Here is a 16,913-nt window from a genome sequence, read left to right on the forward strand (position 1 = left end):
CGATGCTGGTCGGACAGATGGGCTGCGGCTAAACTCGCCGCCTCGTTTCGTGTCCTAACTGGCCATCGATCCAGTCGGCAGTGGTGCTGTCCGGCCGATCCATCTCGCTGCAATTCCAGGAAAGACAAAATGTCCGAAAAAACCGGCAAGGGCGGGTTGTTGCGTTCCAGCGCGGTGGTCAGTGTCATGACCCTGTTGTCGCGCGTGCTGGGCATGGTACGCGATATGGTGGTTGCCAGCTATTTCGGCTCCGGGGCGGCGGCGGACGCCTTCTTCATCGCCTTCAAGATCCCCAACTTCCTGCGCCGGCTGTTCGCCGAGGGCGCCTTCGCCCAGGCGTTCGTTCCGGTGCTGTCGGAGTACCGCGCCAAGCGCACGCTGGCCGACGTCAAGCTGCTGGTGGATCGCACCGCCGGCATGTTGGGCCTGATCCTCGCGGGGCTGACCGCGTTGGGCGTGCTGTTCGCACCCTATGTGGTGATGCTGTTCGCGCCGGGCTTCCATGACGACCCGGCGAAGATGCAGCTGGCCGGCGAACTGCTGCGCATCACCTTCCCCTACCTGATGCTGATCTCGCTGACGGCCTTCACCTCGGGCGTGCTCAACAGCTACGGCTACTTCGCCGTGCCGGGCTTCACGCCGGTACTGCTCAACGTCTGCATGATCGCTTCGGCGATATTCCTCACGCCGTACTTCAACCAGTCGATCATGGCGCTGGCCTGGGGCGTGTTCATTGCCGGCTTCGCCCAGCTGGCGTTCCAGCTGCCCTACGTCGCCCGGCTGGGGCTGCTGCCCAGGCCGCGGGTCAAGGTCGGCGATGCGGGTGTGCGGCGCATCATGCTGCTGATGGTGCCGGCGTTGTTCGGGGTCTCGGTCAGTCAGATCAACCTGTTGCTCGATACCGTGCTGGCGTCCTTCCTGCAGACCGGCAGCGTGTCCTGGCTGTACTACGCCGATCGGCTGTCCGAGTTGCCGCTGGGGGCGTTCGGCATCGCCATCGGCACGGTGATCCTGCCGAGCCTGTCGCGCCAGCATGCCAGCGACGATCCCAAGGCCTTTTCGTCGACGCTGGACTGGGCGCTGCGGATGGTCCTGCTGGTGGGCGTGCCCGCTGCGCTGGCGCTGGGTATCCTCGCCGAGCCGATGATCGCCAGCCTGTTCTACTACGGCGCCATGAGCGAAGAGGCGGTGGTGCAGTCGGCCAGGGCGCTGCAGGCCTATTCGCTGGGCGTGCTGGCGTTCATGCTGATCAAGGTGCTGGCGCCCGGCTTCTTCGCGCGCCAGGACCTGAAGACGCCGGTGCGCGTGGCGGTCATCTGCATGGTCGCCAACATGGTGATGAACCTGATCCTGATCTGGCCGCTCAAGCATGTCGGGCTGGCGCTGGCGACGTCGCTGTCGTCGATGCTCAATGCCTTCCTGCTGTTCTGGGGGCTCTACAAGATCGGTGTATACCGTCCGGCGCCTGGCTGGTGGCTGTTCGCGCTGCGTCTGGCTGGCGCCTGCGCGGCGATGGTGGCGGTGGTCTGGTGGCTCAACGTGCCGGCGCCGGAGTGGTTCGCCTGGGGCTGGCAGCAACGCGCGTTGCGTCTGGCGCTGCTGGTTTGCGCCGGCCTGGCCGCGTTTGCCGGCGGGCTGTTGCTGCTGGGGCTGCGGCCTCGGCATTTGCGGCACTGATCGACAGTGCCGGACGGCGGCAAACCTGTCCGGAAGACTCGCCACATGCGTATAATCGGCCACTTTTCAAGCAAGAAGTGCGGTATGCAGCTGGTTCGAGGTCTTCACAACCTACGCCCCCGGCACCGGGGCTGTGTCGCCACCATCGGCAACTTCGACGGAGTGCACCGGGGGCATCAGGCCATCCTGGCGCGCCTGCGCGAACGTGCGGCCGAACTGGGGCTGCCCAGTTGCGTGGTGATTTTCGAGCCGCAGCCGCGCGAATTCTTCTCGCCGGAAAGGGCGCCTGCACGCCTGACCCGGCTGCGTGAGAAGCTGCAGTTGTTGAGCGAGCAGGGCGTCGACCTGGTGCTGTGCCTGGCCTTCAATCGGCGACTGCGGGAGCTGAGCGCGGCCGAATTCGTTCATGCCACGCTGGTGGAGGGGCTGGGGGTGCGGCATCTGGAGGTCGGCGACGATTTCCGTTTCGGCTGCGACCGTGCCGGCGACTTCAACTTCCTGCTCAAGGCCGGTGCCGCCGAAGGCTTCACCGTCGAGGCCGCCACCACCATCGAGGTGGATGGCGAGCGGGTCAGCAGCACACGTCTGCGCCAGGTGCTGGCGGCAGGCGATCTGCTACAGGCCGAAGCGTTGCTCGGCAGGCCGTTCGGCATCACCGGTCGGGTCATGCATGGGCAGAAGCTCGGTCGCCAGCTGGGCGCACCGACCGCCAACGTTCAGCTCAAGCGCCGCAATACGCCGCTCAGCGGGGTGTTCGTGGTCAGCCTCGAACTGGATGGCAAGCCGCTGGCTGGCGTGGCCAACATCGGTATGCGGCCTACGGTCGAAAGCGACGGCCGGCCACACCTGGAAGTGCATCTGCTCGATTACCGGGGCGACCTTTACGGCCGCCTGGTGCAGGTGACCTTCCTGCGCAAGCTGCGCGACGAGCAGCGTTTCGCCTCGCTGGAGGCACTCAAGACGGCGATCGACGCGGACATCGCCGCCGCCCGCGACTACTGGCGGGCTTCACCCTTCACCACGAGTCAGGACTGAAATGACCGATTACAAAGCGACCCTCAATCTGCCGTCCACGGCGTTTCCGATGAAGGCCGGTCTGCCACAGCGCGAGCCGGAGATTCTGCAGCGCTGGAATAGCATTGACCTGTACCGGAAGCTGCGGCAGATCGGCGAAGGTCGCCCGAAATTCGTCCTGCACGATGGCCCGCCCTACGCCAACGGCAACATCCACATCGGCCATGCGGTGAACAAGGTGATCAAGGACATGATCGTCCGCTCGCGCACCCTGGCCGGTTTCGACGCGCCCTACGTGCCGGGCTGGGACTGCCACGGTCTGCCGATCGAACACAAGGTCGAGACCACCTTCGGCAAGAACCAGCCGGCGGACCTGACCCGCGAGCGCTGCCGCGCCTACGCCGCCGAGCAGATCGAAGGGCAGAAGGCCGACTTCATCCGCCTCGGCGTGCTCGGCGACTGGGACAACCCCTACAAGACCATGGACTTCGTCAACGAAGCCGGTGAAATCCGTGCCCTGGCGAAGCTGGTCGAGGGCGGCTTCGTCTTCAAGGGCCTGAAGCCGGTGAACTGGTGCTTCGACTGCGGCTCGGCGCTGGCCGAGGCGGAGGTCGAATACCAGGACAAGAAATCCGATGCCATCGACGTCGCCTTCGCCGTCGAGGACGCCGACAAGCTGACCGCCGCCTTCGGCCTCGCCAGCCTGGCCAAACCGACCAGTATCGTCATCTGGACCACCACCCCCTGGACCATCCCGGCCAACCAGGCGCTCAACGTACACCCTGAATTCATCTACGCGCTGGTCGACACCGGCGAGCGCCTGCTGGTGCTGGCCGAGGAGCTGGTCGAATCCTGCCTGCAACGCTATGGCCTGGCCGGTGAGATCGTCGCCCGCTGCGAAGGCAAGGCGCTGGAACTGATCCGCTTCCGCCATCCGTTCTACGAGCGCTTCGCCCCGGTCTACCTGGCCGAGTACGTGGAAACCGGCGCCGGCACCGGTATCGTCCACTCGGCGCCGGCCTATGGCGAGGACGACTTCCGTTCCTGCAAGCACTACGGCATGGAGAACGACGACATTCTCGGCCCGGTGCAGAGCAATGGCGTCTACGTGCCGGACCTGCCGTTCTTCGGCGGCCAGTTCATCTGGAAGGCCAACCCGAACATCGTCGCCAAGCTCGCCGAGGTCGGCGCGCTGCTCAAGCACGAGTCGATCCAGCACAGCTACATGCACTGCTGGCGGCACAAGACGCCGCTGATCTACCGCGCCACCGCGCAGTGGTTCGTCGGCATGGACAAGGTCGCCCACGACGGCAGCTCGCTGCGCCGCCGCGCGCTGGATGCCATCGAGCAGACCGAGTTCGTCCCGGCCTGGGGCCAGGCGCGCCTGCACGGGATGATCGCCGGCCGTCCGGACTGGTGCATCTCGCGCCAGCGCAACTGGGGCGTGCCGATTCCGTTCTTCCTGCACAAGGAAAGCGGCGAGCTGCATCCGCGCACCGTCGAGCTGATGGAGCTGGTCGCCCAGCGCGTGGAGCGCGAAGGCATCGAGGCCTGGTTCAAGCTCGACCCGGCCGAACTGCTCGGCGACGAGGCCGCGCAGTACGAGAAGACCAACGATACCCTGGACGTCTGGTTCGATTCCGGCACTACCCATTGGCACGTGATGCGTGGTTCGCACCCCATGGGCCATGAGCAGGGCCCGCGCGCCGACCTCTATCTGGAAGGCTCCGACCAGCACCGCGGCTGGTTCCATTCCTCGCTGCTGACCGGCGCGGCCATCGACGGCCATGCACCGTACAAGGGCCTGCTCACCCACGGTTTCACCGTGGACGAGAACGGCCGCAAGATGTCCAAGTCCCTCGGCAACGTCATCGCGCCGCAGGAAATCACCGACAGCATGGGCGCCGACATCCTGCGCCTGTGGGTTTCGGCCACCGACTATTCCGGCGAGATGGCGGTGTCCAAGCAGATCCTGCAGCGCAGCGCCGATGCCTATCGACGCATCCGCAACACCGCGCGCTTCCTGCTCTCGAATCTCGACGGTTTCGACCCGGCGCAGCACATGGTGCCGAATGATCAGCTGATTGCGCTGGATCGCTGGGCCATCGACCGAGCCCTGCTGCTGCAGCGCGAGATCGAGGAGGCCTACACCACCTACCGCTTCTGGAACGTCTACCAGAAGGTGCACAATTTCTGCGTGCAGGAGCTGGGCGGCTTCTACCTCGACATCATCAAGGACCGCCAGTACACCACCGGTGCCGACAGCCTGCCGCGGCGCTCCTGCCAGACCGCGCTGTACCACATCGCCGAGGCGCTGGTGCGCTGGATCGCGCCGATCCTGGCGTTCACCGCCGAGGAGATCTGGCAATACCTGCCGGGCGAGCGCAACGAGTCGGTGATGCTCAATACCTGGTACGAGGGCCTCGCCGAGCTGCCGCAGGATGCCGCGCTGGATCGCGTCTTCTGGGACAAGGTGATGGCGGTCAAGGCCGCGGTGAACAAGGAGCTGGAGAACCAGCGCAACGCCAAGGCCATCGGCGGCAACCTGCAGGCCGAAGTCACCCTGTATGCCGAGGACGCCCTGGTTACCGAACTGGCCAAGCTGGGCAACGAGCTGCGCTTCGTGCTGATCACTTCGGCCGTCGCGGTCGCGCCGCTGGCGCAGGCGCCTGCCGCGGCGGTGGAGAGCGAGTTGGCCGGCCTCAAGCTGTTGGTGAAGAAGACCGAGCACGCCAAGTGCGGTCGCTGCTGGCACCACCTGCCGGATGTCGGTAGCCACGCCGAGCACCCGGAAATCTGCGGGCGCTGCGTGGAAAACATCGAAGGTGCCGGCGAGGTGCGTCACTATGCGTGACGGCCTCGCCATCGGCGCAAGCGGCACTGGAGCCAGGCGATGAGCGCACGCTTCGGCAAGCTCACCTGGCTATGGCTCAGCGTGCTGGTGATCGCCTTCGATCAGGTGAGCAAGCACTGGTTCGAGGCCAATTTCAGCCTGTACCAGAAGGTCGAGGTCATTCCCGGCTACTTCGCCTGGACGCTGGCCTACAACACCGGCGCGGCCTTCAGCTTCCTCGCCGATCACAGCGGCTGGCAGCGCTGGCTGTTCGCGCTGATCGCCATTGGCGTGAGCGCCGTGCTGGTGGTCTGGCTCAAGCGGCTGAAGGCCGACGAGACCTGGCTGGCCGTGGCGCTGGCGCTGGTGCTGGGCGGCGCGCTGGGCAATCTCTACGACCGCATCGTGCTGGGCCATGTGGTCGACTTCATCCTGGTGCATTGGCAGAATCGCTGGTATTTCCCGGCGTTCAACATTGCCGACAGCGCCATTACCGTGGGCGCCGTGATGCTGGCGCTGGATATGTTCAAGGGCAACAAGACCGGAGAATCCGCACATGACTGAACAGCGCATTGGGCCGGACAAGGAAGTCACCCTGCATTTCGCGCTTGGCCTGGAAACGGGCGAGCTGGTCGACAGCACGTTCGACAAGAAACCCGCCACCTTCAAGGTGGGTGACGGCAACCTGCTGCCGGGCTTCGAGCAGCAACTGTACGGCCTCAAGGCCGGCGACAAGCGCACCCTGCAGATCGCGCCGGAGCAAGGCTTCGGCCAGGTCAACCCGCAGAACGTGCAGGTGATGCCGCGTAGCCAGTTCGAGGGCATGGAGCTGTCCGAGGGCCTGATGGTGAGCTTCCAGGATGCCGCCCGCACTGAATTGCCGGGGGTGGTCAAGGCGTTCGACGGCAACCAGGTCACCGTCGATTTCAACCATCCGCTGGCCGGCAAGACGCTGTCCTTCGAAGTCGAGATCATCGAAGTCAAGCCGGTCTAGGCCCCGTCGGGTCAGGGCCGATAGATGTAGGCGCCAGCGTGCTGGCGATCGGCCTGGCAGCACACGCACGGGCGTCGAAGAACGCCCTGCAGCGTATCGCGCTACACTCTCCCCCGTTTTCAAGCTCCGCGTGCCGAGACTCCACCATGCAAATCAAACTCGCCAATCCCCGCGGCTTCTGCGCGGGTGTCGACCGCGCCATCGAGATCGTCAATCGCGCCCTGGAGGTCTTCGGCCCGCCGATCTACGTGCGGCATGAAGTCGTGCATAACAAGTTCGTGGTGGAAGACCTGCGCGCACGCGGCGCGATCTTCGTCGAGGAACTGGACCAGGTACCGGACGACGTCATCGTCATCTTCAGTGCCCACGGCGTCTCCCAGGCGGTGCGCCAGGAGGCGGAAAAACGCGGCCTGAAAGTGTTCGACGCCACCTGCCCGCTGGTGACCAAGGTGCACCTGGAAGTCGCCAAGTACAGCCGCGAAGGGCGCGAATGCATCCTCATCGGCCACCAGGGCCATCCGGAAGTGGAAGGCACCATGGGGCAATACGACACGTGCAATGGTGGCTCGATCTATCTGGTGGAGGACGAGGAGGACGTGGCGCGGCTGCAGGTGCGCAACCCCGAAGCGCTGGCCTTCGTCACCCAGACGACGCTTTCGATGGACGACACCAGCCGGGTCATCGATGCGCTGCGCAGCCGCTTTCCCGGCATCGGCGGGCCGCGCAAGGACGATATCTGCTACGCCACCCAGAATCGCCAGGATGCGGTCAAGCAACTGGCCGACGAGTGCGACGTGGTGCTGGTGGTCGGCAGCCCCAACAGCTCCAACTCCAACCGCCTGCGTGAGCTCGCCGAACGCATGAACACCCCGGCCTACCTGATCGACGGCGCCGAAGACCTCGAGCCCGAATGGTTCGAGAATATCCAGCGCGTTGGCATCACCGCCGGCGCCTCGGCGCCGGAAGTGCTGGTGCGTGGCGTGATCGAAAAGCTGAAAGAGTGGGGCGCCAGCGGCACGGACGAACTGCAGGGCCGGCCGGAGAACGTGACCTTCTCGATGCCGAAGGAGTTGCGGGTGAAGGCGCTGTAAGTCGCAGCATTCCCCTGGGTGATATTCGCACCTGACGGGCTAAGCCCGCCAGCCTTGTAGATACCGTCTTGAATCTCAGTTCGCAATGGCCAATCTGGAGTCAAATGGCAGGCCGGATTTGAGTACGCCGTAAGCGATGCACAGCAACTTGCGCATGGCCGCGCAAACGATCTGTTTGCCGGCCTTGCCCTTGGCGCGCATATGGTCGGCCATCGCCCGGATAGCCGCGTTGTGCGTCATGGATACGACAGCTGGCAGGTAGAGCCCTGCACGCAGCGAAGCTGACCCCATTCGCGATATGCAGACATGGCCCTTGAGCTTCCCTGACTCCTGCAGCTTGGGATTCAAGCCTGCAAATGCCGTAACGCTTCGAGTGCTTTTGAAGCGCTGGATATCGCCCAGCTCGGCTAGCAACAGTGCTGCCGTTTTGTCGGCAATACCATCGATGCTGGTAAGCAAATCTCGCTGCCCTTTGAGGTCATCGTTGTCATCGAAGTGTTTTTTGATCGCATCCAGCGTGTCCTGGATCTGTTGGCGTATGTGCTTGAGCATCGATTCGATCAACGCGACAGCTTTGGCATCATGGGTGACATCCAGGCGGTTCTGTTCTATCTGCTCCAGCTCCTGAAGATCCCTGAGACGTTTCACGAGGGCTCTGAGACGACGAATTTCAGGCTTCTCAGGCTCCCAGGTGCGCAGCTTGTCCAGATGCCTGAGGCCATAATCGGCAATCAGCTTGGCATCGACCTTGTCGGTCTTCACGCGCTGCAACTGGCTACCGGCATAACGCGCAGTCTGGGCCGGGTTCAACACGCAGACCTTGTAACCACGGCTTGTGCAGCCACTGAGCAAGGGCTTCGTGGTAAATGCCCGTTGCCTCCATCACGACCCAAGCCTTGGGCTCGGCGTGCGTGCTCAACCACTGCTGCAAGAGCTCGAATCCGCTTTGGGTGTTGGCCAACTTGGCCTTGGTGCGGAACTTGCCATTGGCCTGCAGGGCGGCAATGTCGAAGGTGTGCTTAGCTATGTCGATGCCGACAACCCTAGTCATCATGTCCTCCTGTAAGTGGCTGATCGTCACTGCATCCGCCCTACCTTGTCGATGCGAGCTCGTGGCTCTGGATACCGTTCGGACTTACTGGATGAGTGCGCAGGAGTGCAGCGCAATCTACGTTACAAGCTCGAAGCTTTAGGGTGGGCGCGACCTACACTTCCTCCCCCGATGATCAGTCGGGGACTCTCGCCTCCGAAGAGCCTCAAGTCGAGATACAAGGGTGGGCTTTAGCCCACGCTGGGCGCTGTTGGTGGGCTGAAGCGGAGCGCCGCCCGGCCCACCCTACGGGTTAACGCATACATAGTCTTCATAGCCATTCTGAAACCCGCCAGACAGGGTAAGACCAGGCGGGGTGCACTCGCCCTACAGGACTGAAAAGCCCGATCCATGGATCGGGCTTTTCAGTTTAGGCTGGGGTGGATTTACTTCCAGCAGTCTGCTGCCGCCTTGCTGCCGCTAACGCCTTTTACGCCTGTTGCGGTCAGGGTCAGGTTGCCGCAGGCAGTGTCGTTGAACTGCTGCTCTGCGGTGAGGGTGTAGCCGCCGTCGCCGGCGACTACGTCGATAGACAGCTCGTATTTTCCAGTCTCCGATGTGCTGCCATTCTTCAGCTTGAGCTTGTCCACGTCATCGGTGTACTCGTTGTTTTGCGAGAAGTAACGCTCCTGGCGGGCAGCAACCTCGCTGAGGAACGCCTGGCCTTCAGTGCGGTTGCCACGCTTGACGAACTCCTGATAGCTCGGAAAGGCAATCGAGGCCAGGATGCCGATGATGACCACGGTGACCATCAGTTCGATCAGCGTAAAGCCGTTCTGGCGGCGGTAGGGACTGTTGAGCACTGGATCATTCCTCGGTAGGCAGTTGCCGCCAGGTTTGGCGACCTTCTGTTAGGCCGGCATTCACGGCGTAATCCTCGACACCACTGGGGCCGTCACCTTCGTTCACATAGATGCTGCCGCTGGAGATGCTGAAGTCGCCGCCGTCGAAGATGAAACCGGAAATTCCTTCGTCATACGCACCATCGCCATCCAGATCGAAGGTTGAGTAGAGGGTGGCGCCGCCGGTCGTCGAATTGATTCCATAGGCGGTACCGGTCAGCCCTGCCTCGCAAGGGTCTTCGCTCGGGGTGATGGTGGTCAGCAGCTGAGTGTTGCCCAGCATGCGCATGTTGTAGACCAGGCGCTCGCCGTCCTCGGGGAAGTCGATATACCAGCCCCACTTATCGACATTGCTATCGGCCGTGCCCCCGCCATCGTACCAGTCAATTGTGTTCCGGCTGAGGCTGTATGCCTTCCTGCCATTGAAGGTCGTTTCGGTGAACATCTGTTCAACGAGATTGCTGCGGCTTTTGCTGTCGCTCAGCGAACTGCTGGTTGCTTGCCCAGCGGTCTTGCGATCCCAGATGCCGTATAGGCTTTGCTGATCGGTATTGCTCTTGTCGAGGGCGGTCAGGTAGCGTCCGGTGCCGAAGGTCACGATGTAGCCCAGGCCGCTCGGATGTCTGGTCAGCAGTGGCGCCGCGGTGATTGGCTGGCGCTCACCAGCCTCGTTACGGGTCACGTAGAGCGGAGCACCACCAAAGGAGACCTTGAAGTCCGCTGCGGTCGCACTGTCGATGAATGGATTGTCCGCGCCTGTGTCGATCAGGTCGAAACGCCACAGGTTGCCGAGCAGGTCGCCGGCATAGGCGTAATCAACGATACCGTCGTTGTTGATATCGAAACCCATCAGGCGAGAAAGTCCATTGGCCAGGCTATCCACGCTCTCGCCGTCCTCCAGTACCGGCGTTGCGGTCAGCTTCGTGATGACCTCGCCAGTCTCGATCTTGAGCACGAACAGCACGGCAGCATTGCCACCACTGTCGTAACCATTGGGAACCAGCGCAGCCCAGTCGCCATTGTGCAGGCGGAAGATACCTGGGGTAGGGACGCTGTAGCCCATGTCGCTGTCGTCCTCGTTGCTGAACTCCCAGAGCAATTCGGGACTGTCCGGATCCGTGACGTCCAAGGCGAAGACGGAGCGCCCGCCGGCGCCGAGACTGCCGAGCAGCACCTTGTGCCACTGACCGTTGTAGTAGACGTCTCGAGCTACAGGAGAACCATCGACAAAGTATCTGTGCGGAGTGCCACCTTCCTGGCCATAGTCCTCGGTCGTGAGTACTGGCAGGTTCTTGATCACCGCACTGGGAATGAAGGCAAAGCGCTCCTCGCCGGTTTTGGCATCGAAGGCATGCAGCATGCCATCATTGGCGCCGACGTAGATCGTGGAGTGACCTGCCTGCCCGCTCCTGTAGGCGGCGTAGCTGTCGCTGCCTTCCAGATAGTTGGCATTGCTGATGGCGTAGTTGGCGCCAGCGACCAGCAGTGGGGAGGAGTTGACGATGTCGCCTAGCTTGCTGCCACGGATCTGCCCCACGCGGGTCTGACCCAGGCTATCGGTCGTGCCGTTCGGGGCGGTGTTGAGCAGTGCTTGCTGAGCTTCGCTCAGATTGCTCCAGCTGAACGACGCCAACGTGCCATTCCGGGCGAATTTGATATTCCGGCCGGTGCTGGACAGCGTTGTGTCGGTAGTCCATTCCCCGTCGCCCTGTCCAGGAATCCTGGTGTTGACCTTTTTCAGCGTGCCACTCCAGGGATCCACATCGAAGCTGGTGGTATAGGCAAAGGTGCCATCAGCTGTACTGCTGCCTTCCGTGCTGATCGTGGGTGAGGTGACGCTGCTGTTGCGCTGCATGATGTCGTCGAAGGCCTTGGTCAACTGATCCTTCAGGGTCAGCGCGTTGGTAACCAGGAAGTAGTTGTCGGGGTCACCCTTTACTTCAGCCGGGGTACGCTTGGGCATGCCGTACTTGGCTGCGTACCACAGCGGATTGTTGAGCAGAGTAGCGCCGGATGTGTTGGAGGGGCTGAAAGTGCGGCTGGCATTGGATGGCAAACCAACGCACTCGTTACTGGTAAGGCCTGCGGAGGTACACCAACCTGGATCACGACCCGGTGGTGTATTGAGCTTGTAACGAACGCTGGCAGCACAATCGTTCTTGTCTTGAGTGCCATTGTTGGTGGCATTGTCTTTTAGGTCGCATATCTCCAGGTAGACCCCATCCTTGGTTGTTCCTGAAATTGCATAACCCATATATTGGTGGATACCACCAGCGGCGTATTCGGACTTAAGTTTGATGTCGAGTCCGCCAGTGGGATTGACTGCAAGAGTATATAGTGCGATTGCGTCCATATCATGGTCGGCGCCTTGTTCCACGTCCTCGTAGTTAATACGAAACTCGGCATAAGGGCGTCCGCCATTGATAGAGGCGTCATGGTCACTACCATCTTTGGCGGTGTTGGCAATCTGTGCCACATAGTAGTCGACGATCTGGTTGGTAGGCTGGAAGTTGCTGGTGGCGCTTATGCCGCTGCCTCCCACTGACTTGGCGAAAGGCACCACGGTGACGGTGTTGCTACCGACCGGGAATTCGATTTTCGGTAATGGCGAGGCCAGGGCGACCGAGTAGGTCATCATTTTCTGGTCGCCACCGATGGTGTTGTTGGCGCCGAAGCGGGCTACACCTGCCGAATAATACGTCCCTTGCTTGCTGGGCTCTTCCGGAGAAAGTCCGCGAACGGTGGATAGGTTGGATACTGTTTTAGCCGTGGGTGCGCTATCGGCTGTACCGTTGGATTCGCCAATGAAGACGTTTCGGCTGCCGCCTCCTTCGCTGTCCCAGATGGCGTCGACCTCACTTGAAACGTTGAGGCTGGCTATGGAAGGGGTGCCTGATGCACTCAGGTTGCTCCATTGGCTTCCAGGCAGCTTGAAGTCGTAGGAGGGGTTGATATCACTGATGACGGTCATTACCGGGATAGCGCATGCAGGGTAGTCACCGCCACCCTGAGCCGCGCTCTTGTAAGGCGATATCCAGTTCGGCTTTGGTAGTGAAAGAAGGGTGTGGTCCTTGGCGTTGCTGCCGATGTCGTAAGCGCTGTGTGGAGCGGACGCTCCGGCGAAATAGCGCATGGTTTCGTACATCATTTCACCAATGGGGTTGCCCCACATCGAGCACTGACCATCGCTGATCGGGCCGTCGGTAATCCAGCCACAGTTGACGTTGTATTGTCTGCCGGTACTGAATTCGATGGTCCTGAGGTTGTTGATGGTGGCAACGATGCCATCGCTTTTTATGAATCGACCATTCCCGTCGATTTCCTGCGAAAAGCTGGCCATATTGCTACGCAGGGTGCCGCCAGCAGTGTTCTTGGCGTAGGAGCCAGTAAGCAGGCCGAAGTACATACGATCGGCTTCGCCGAAGTCATGCAGGATACCGGTCGGCTTGCTTTTTCCATTCGAGTAGGTCTTGCAATTGTCTTCGAGCTTACCGTCGACGCAGACAGCAACCCTTACGCGGTGATCCGTAATGGTTCCACAAGATCGTCGAGAGTTATCACTGCCGCGGACGCAGTCCGATCCTGCGACTGGTTGCTCGATCGATACCCACTCCCAGATACGGAAGGTGCTGTTTTGGATATAGCGCAGCAGGGGATGCTCATTATTGTCAGCGCGCAGGGTCGTATTGGCGAAGAGATGACGTCTTCCGGCGTTCGGTTGGGACAGCGGCGTGTAGTCGCTGATCCGATAGCCGTCATGGGCCTCGGAAAGATATTCCTTCCCCCAGCTATGGGCATCCTGCGGAATGTATGCGCGCTCGAGCACGGTTTCCGTGGTGCTGTCGGTGGAACGATAGCCGCCGTAGAGCACTTTGCGCAGGGCGTCCATCCGCGAAGTAGTCAGATAGTTAAGGTAATCGCCGCTCCACTGCCCGGAACATTTCTTATTGCTGGCCGGTTCGGCAGGATTGAATCTGTTGCTGCTGTATGTATAGCAGCGGTTCGAATCGAAATAGCCGTAATAGTCAATGGTGGGCTTGTAACCAACATCGATCACGCTGTCGCCATCCAGGTCGGAGGCGTCGTTATAGGCTTCGTAATAGAGTTTGTGGTCTCGGCCCATGACCAGCATGTTCAGTGGGGGAACCGACTGGCTGACGAATAGAGGGGTCTGCGAAATTGAGTTGCTATCGGCCCAGGCCACGGGCAGGTCGATGGTCATGCCGAACAGGGAGCAGAAGGCGAAGGACGTTATCCGCTGGAACATGAAAGTCTCCTGGCGACTCATTTCTTGATGAGCAAAGTGGTCGAAGTCAGGCAGAGGGTGGCGGCAGTGCAGGAGTCGTCCTCGTCGCCGTTCTTGTAGGCCTGGGCGTTGACTTCGTAGAAGAAGCTGCTTCCCGATTCCGCAGTGTCTATGCCGGCCAGGGCGCCGCCGGTGTTGCCGGCGTCATTGGTGCCGCCGCCCCCTGCGTTGTAGGGGCCGCCAATAAAACGGATGTACCAGCGGGCATCGCGCTCCAGCGTGGTGGCTTCATCGAGGCCGCTGTAGTTCTCTGCGGCAGAGAAGTCATAGTCGTAGTCATCAGCCTTGCCGTGGTAGCACGGGATGTCGCTAACCTGGGAGCAGTCTTCGATGATCGCTGCCCTGCCTATGCGCCTTTCTGCCTCGCGCTGGGCCGACTCCGCGGCGTTGCGCAACCTCTTCTGCTCGATCAGGTTGCCGGTGATGCGGCTTTCCAGCACGACTTCACGCATGCTGCCCACGCCCAGCAGGGTGATGATCAGCAGCATGACCAGAGCGATGACCAGTACGGCGCCGTGTTGGCGGTGTTGGGGAAAAACAGTCATGGCATCAGGTTCCTCAGGGTCGAACTGCCGCTTACCATTTGATAGAGCCTGCCGGATTCACAGGTGAGCGAGTGGCCGGTGAGGTTTTCCCAGTCGCCGATTTCGTCATCGTTGTTCGGGTTGCTGCAGACCTTGCTTTCGACACCCTGGGTCAGGTTGCCTGGCGTGGCGGCCAGCAGCACGGAGTAGCGCAGGGCGCGGATGATGTCGCCGGCATCGGGGCTGGCGGTGTAGGAGTCGACCTTCAGCGTATAGAGGTCGTCGTTGACGCCGTAATCGAAGTACAGATCCTCGATGTTGCTGACCAGCTCTTGGCTATTGCATTTGAGAGCGCCGTCTTCCAGAACGATTTTCTCGACCATGATGTCGTCGGTGTTGAAGTGAGACAGAGTGGTGTCGCTGTCATAAGGGGTGCTGAGATCGCTGCTGCCGCTGAAGGTGTTGCCCAGGCAGTTGGTCTCGTTTTCATCCCTGGGTTGGTAGCGCAGGCACAGGGTGGAGTCATTTACTCGAACGACGGCTTGCCCGGCCGCGAAGGCGCAACCGTCAACAGTTCGGGAGGGAAAGGCTACGTCCATGGCGAGGGCGGGGTTGCGCCGATAGCCCGCCTTGGACAGGCGCTCATTGATCAGCATCAGGGCGAAGCGGCCGTTTTCCAGATTCTCGCCCTGACCTTGCTGGTAGAGGTAGTTGCGCTTGTTGTCGAGGTATATCTGGGTAACGCCTAGGATCAGAAAGCTGCTGAGGGCCATGGCCACCAGCAGCTCGACCAGAGACAGGCCGCGCTGGTTTCGGGAAAGTGTCGGGAACATGCTCAAAACTCCGCGCGCACCGAGTAGGTGCAATAGTCGTTTTCGTCATCGTCTTCGCTGCTGGCCAGGCATTCTCCGCCCTTGACGGCCCAGGCGAGCTGGATCTCTATGGTGGAGCCGTCTCCTGTGCAGGATCCGGAAGTCTTGGTCCGGCAGATGTGAAATTCGCCGTTCATAAGGTCTTCCGCGCCTGGCAGGTTCGCCTTGACTTTTTCCGCCCAACAGCCAAGACGTTGCGAGGCGCTGGCGTTGGCCAGGGAGGTGCAGTCGTCCGCTGGATCGGGGAAATCGGCATTCTTGGCCTTGTAGTAGTCGGACGAATTCCGTGGCAGGCCGTTGGCGATCACCTTGTCGAGGTCGGCTCGCATCATTTCCTGCAGGTCGTCGGCGAGCATGGCGGCGGCGTTGCGCAGGGCTGAGTCCTGGGTGTAGGCGATGGTGCGCCCTTGCAGGGCGACGAGGCCCAGAACGCCGATGCAGATCAGCAGGATGGTGACGAGGACTTCGATCATGCTGAAGCCGCGAATGTCGTGCGCTCTGTTCATGTTCAGTCCTGAACTTTCCTGACGAAGCCGACCGTCTGGGTCGAGATGGTGAGGGAGAGGCTGTCGTCGCTGTTTTTGAATGTGGTGCTGGATGCCGTGGCCGTGCCGTTCGGATGAAAGGCGATGCTGGTTACGCTGGGGGTGACGGTCACGCTGGGGGGAACTTCCATGCTGCGGTCGCCGCTGCTCCAGACCGCGCCGCTCTGGGTTACAGTGATGCTGGTGCGCTTGGTCACGGCGTCGCTGCGGGCAGAGTTCAGCAGTGCATGAAATTCATTGGCTGTGGCTGTAACTCGATTGTTTTCGATCAGGCGGCCGAACGACGGCACCGCGATGGATATGAATATGGCCAATACGGCGATGGTGATCATCAGCTCGACCAGGGTGAATCCGTGCATGTCGGTTCGGCGTGACATGGTGTGCTCCAGGACAATCGTGAGCGGATGATGCAAATGCGCCGTTGTCTTGTCCCTGCGGGAAAGATGGTTGGCGCGTTTATGTGGACGGGCGGTCGGGTCATCGATTTGCCCGATCCAGGCTGTGTGAGCCGCGTCAAGCTTTGCGCGGCGCTTCGGTGCGAGGCCATCAATTGCACAGGCTGGCTTTGCTTGCGTTCTCCGTTGGCGTTCCCTGGCGCAGTCGTCCTTGACGGCTGAGCACCAGCTGCCAGGCTACCTGGCCCTTGTGGCATTGGTAGAACCGCCCATTGCCGGTGGGGCTGGTGCCGTTGTCGTGAAATCGAATGCTCTGGCCGAAACCGTACCAGCGCAGCGCATCACGCGAGGGAAGCTGGGTGAGCTGCAGAATCTGGCCGCTCGCGGTGCGCACGAGCCAGCCGTCGGCCCAGCTCGCCGAGCAGTCCTGGCCGTCGTCGCTGCCGCAGATCTCGATGGTGCGACGCTGCATGACCGCCTGGGCGCGGGCATTGTGCAGGACACTCTGGATCTCGTGCATGAGCGCCTGCTGACGATTCCTCTCGATCAGTTCGTTGAATGCCGGCACGGCTATCGAGATGACGATGGCCAGTATCGATAGTGTGCTAATCAGTTCGATGAGCGTGAAGCCTTGATTTCGGTTCGGCATGGTGCAGTTCCTTTGCACGTATGATGTTCAGCCGTCCTGGCTGCTGTGGCGCGCGGTGGCATTCACAGTAGTTCTTTTAAA

15 protein-coding genes are annotated in these 16,913 nt (G+C 61.4%); 6 read left to right on the top strand and 9 right to left on the bottom strand.

The features are described from left to right. Window positions 1–129: 129 nt before the first annotated feature. From murJ to ispH, 6 genes are all read left to right on the top strand, one after another. Window positions 130–1,677 carry a murein biosynthesis integral membrane protein MurJ gene (gene murJ / locus CXK94_RS12165; protein ID WP_102894543.1) on the top strand — a complete coding sequence of 516 codons (1,548 nt, stop codon included), beginning with the start codon at window positions 130–132 and terminating at the stop codon, window positions 1,675–1,677. A gap of 84 nt (window positions 1,678–1,761) precedes the next feature. Next, complete coding sequence (gene ribF / locus CXK94_RS12170; RefSeq protein WP_102894544.1) at window positions 1,762–2,712, top strand: bifunctional riboflavin kinase/FAD synthetase; 951 nt, start codon at window positions 1,762–1,764, stop codon at window positions 2,710–2,712. A 1-nt stretch (window position 2,713) separates the two neighbouring features. Continuing rightward, complete coding sequence (gene ileS, locus CXK94_RS12175) at window positions 2,714–5,545, top strand: isoleucine--tRNA ligase (RefSeq protein ID WP_102894545.1); 2,832 nt, start codon at window positions 2,714–2,716, stop codon at window positions 5,543–5,545. A gap of 39 nt (window positions 5,546–5,584) precedes the next feature. Beyond that, window positions 5,585–6,088 carry a signal peptidase II gene (lspA, locus tag CXK94_RS12180; protein ID WP_037038356.1) on the top strand — a complete coding sequence of 168 codons (504 nt, stop codon included), beginning with the start codon at window positions 5,585–5,587 and terminating at the stop codon, window positions 6,086–6,088. Then, entirely contained in the window at window positions 6,081–6,518 is a 438-nt protein-coding gene (locus CXK94_RS12185) for an FKBP-type peptidyl-prolyl cis-trans isomerase (RefSeq protein ID WP_037038357.1), read from the top strand. The genes lspA and CXK94_RS12185 overlap by 8 nt, the downstream gene beginning before the upstream one ends. 146 nt (window positions 6,519–6,664) lie before the next feature. Further along, window positions 6,665–7,609: a 4-hydroxy-3-methylbut-2-enyl diphosphate reductase gene (gene ispH / locus CXK94_RS12190; protein WP_102894546.1), complete on the top strand. Its 945-nt coding sequence runs from the start codon at window positions 6,665–6,667 to the stop codon at window positions 7,607–7,609. A 75-nt stretch (window positions 7,610–7,684) separates the two neighbouring features. On the opposite strand, the gene CXK94_RS12195 is transcribed toward ispH, so the two are convergent. From CXK94_RS12195 to CXK94_RS12230, 9 genes are all read right to left on the bottom strand, one after another. Next, window positions 7,685–8,419, bottom strand: coding sequence for a transposase (locus CXK94_RS12195; protein ID WP_256045994.1), 735 nt, complete (start codon window positions 8,417–8,419; stop codon window positions 7,685–7,687). Then, window positions 8,385–8,690, bottom strand: coding sequence for an IS110 family transposase (locus CXK94_RS22625; protein ID WP_256045995.1), 306 nt, complete (start codon window positions 8,688–8,690; stop codon window positions 8,385–8,387). The genes CXK94_RS12195 and CXK94_RS22625 overlap by 35 nt, the downstream gene beginning before the upstream one ends. A 395-nt stretch (window positions 8,691–9,085) precedes the next feature. Then, entirely contained in the window at window positions 9,086–9,502 is a 417-nt protein-coding gene (locus CXK94_RS12200; protein WP_256045996.1) for a type IV pilin protein, read from the bottom strand. Between the two features lie 4 nt (window positions 9,503–9,506). Further along, complete coding sequence (locus CXK94_RS12205) at window positions 9,507–13,808, bottom strand: pilus assembly protein (RefSeq protein ID WP_256045997.1); 4,302 nt, start codon at window positions 13,806–13,808, stop codon at window positions 9,507–9,509. Window positions 13,809–13,825: 17 nt separating this feature from the next. Continuing rightward, on the bottom strand, window positions 13,826–14,392 hold the full coding sequence (locus CXK94_RS22795; RefSeq protein WP_102894548.1) for a pilus assembly PilX family protein: 567 nt from the start codon (window positions 14,390–14,392) through the stop codon (window positions 13,826–13,828). Beyond that, window positions 14,389–15,204, bottom strand: a complete 816-nt coding sequence (locus CXK94_RS12215; protein ID WP_102894549.1) for a PilW family protein — start codon at window positions 15,202–15,204, stop codon at window positions 14,389–14,391. Before CXK94_RS12215 ends, CXK94_RS22795 begins: the two co-directional genes overlap by 4 nt. Window positions 15,205–15,206: 2 nt before the next feature. After that, a complete protein-coding gene (pilV, locus tag CXK94_RS12220) occupies window positions 15,207–15,749 on the bottom strand; it encodes a type IV pilus modification protein PilV (protein ID WP_102894550.1) in 543 nt (180 codons plus the stop codon). A 2-nt stretch (window positions 15,750–15,751) separates the two neighbouring features. Then, entirely contained in the window at window positions 15,752–16,165 is a 414-nt protein-coding gene (locus tag CXK94_RS12225; RefSeq protein WP_102894551.1) for a GspH/FimT family pseudopilin, read from the bottom strand. A 169-nt stretch (window positions 16,166–16,334) separates the two neighbouring features. Beyond that, entirely contained in the window at window positions 16,335–16,832 is a 498-nt protein-coding gene (locus CXK94_RS12230; RefSeq protein WP_102894552.1) for a GspH/FimT family pseudopilin, read from the bottom strand. Window positions 16,833–16,913: the final 81 nt, after the last annotated feature.

Source organism: Stutzerimonas stutzeri (assembly GCF_002890915.1).
In the GTDB taxonomy this organism is placed as follows: Bacteria; Pseudomonadota; Gammaproteobacteria; order Pseudomonadales; family Pseudomonadaceae; genus Stutzerimonas; species Stutzerimonas stutzeri_AF.

Coding starts and splice junctions, on each gene's coding strand:
- murJ (WP_102894543.1), top strand. CDS start 130: ATGTCCGAAAAAACCGGCAAGGGCGGGTTGTTGCGTTCCAGCGCGGTG.
- ribF (WP_102894544.1), top strand. CDS start 1,762: ATGCAGCTGGTTCGAGGTCTTCACAACCTACGCCCCCGGCACCGGGGC.
- ileS (WP_102894545.1), top strand. CDS start 2,714: ATGACCGATTACAAAGCGACCCTCAATCTGCCGTCCACGGCGTTTCCG.
- lspA (WP_037038356.1), top strand. CDS start 5,585: ATGAGCGCACGCTTCGGCAAGCTCACCTGGCTATGGCTCAGCGTGCTG.
- CXK94_RS12185 (WP_037038357.1), top strand. CDS start 6,081: ATGACTGAACAGCGCATTGGGCCGGACAAGGAAGTCACCCTGCATTTC.
- ispH (WP_102894546.1), top strand. CDS start 6,665: ATGCAAATCAAACTCGCCAATCCCCGCGGCTTCTGCGCGGGTGTCGAC.
- CXK94_RS12205 (WP_256045997.1), bottom strand. CDS start 13,808: ATGTTCCAGCGGATAACGTCCTTCGCCTTCTGCTCCCTGTTCGGCATG.
- CXK94_RS22795 (WP_102894548.1), bottom strand. CDS start 14,392: ATGACTGTTTTTCCCCAACACCGCCAACACGGCGCCGTACTGGTCATC.
- CXK94_RS12215 (WP_102894549.1), bottom strand. CDS start 15,204: ATGTTCCCGACACTTTCCCGAAACCAGCGCGGCCTGTCTCTGGTCGAG.
- pilV (WP_102894550.1), bottom strand. CDS start 15,749: ATGAACAGAGCGCACGACATTCGCGGCTTCAGCATGATCGAAGTCCTC.
- CXK94_RS12225 (WP_102894551.1), bottom strand. CDS start 16,165: ATGTCACGCCGAACCGACATGCACGGATTCACCCTGGTCGAGCTGATG.
- CXK94_RS12230 (WP_102894552.1), bottom strand. CDS start 16,832: ATGCCGAACCGAAATCAAGGCTTCACGCTCATCGAACTGATTAGCACA.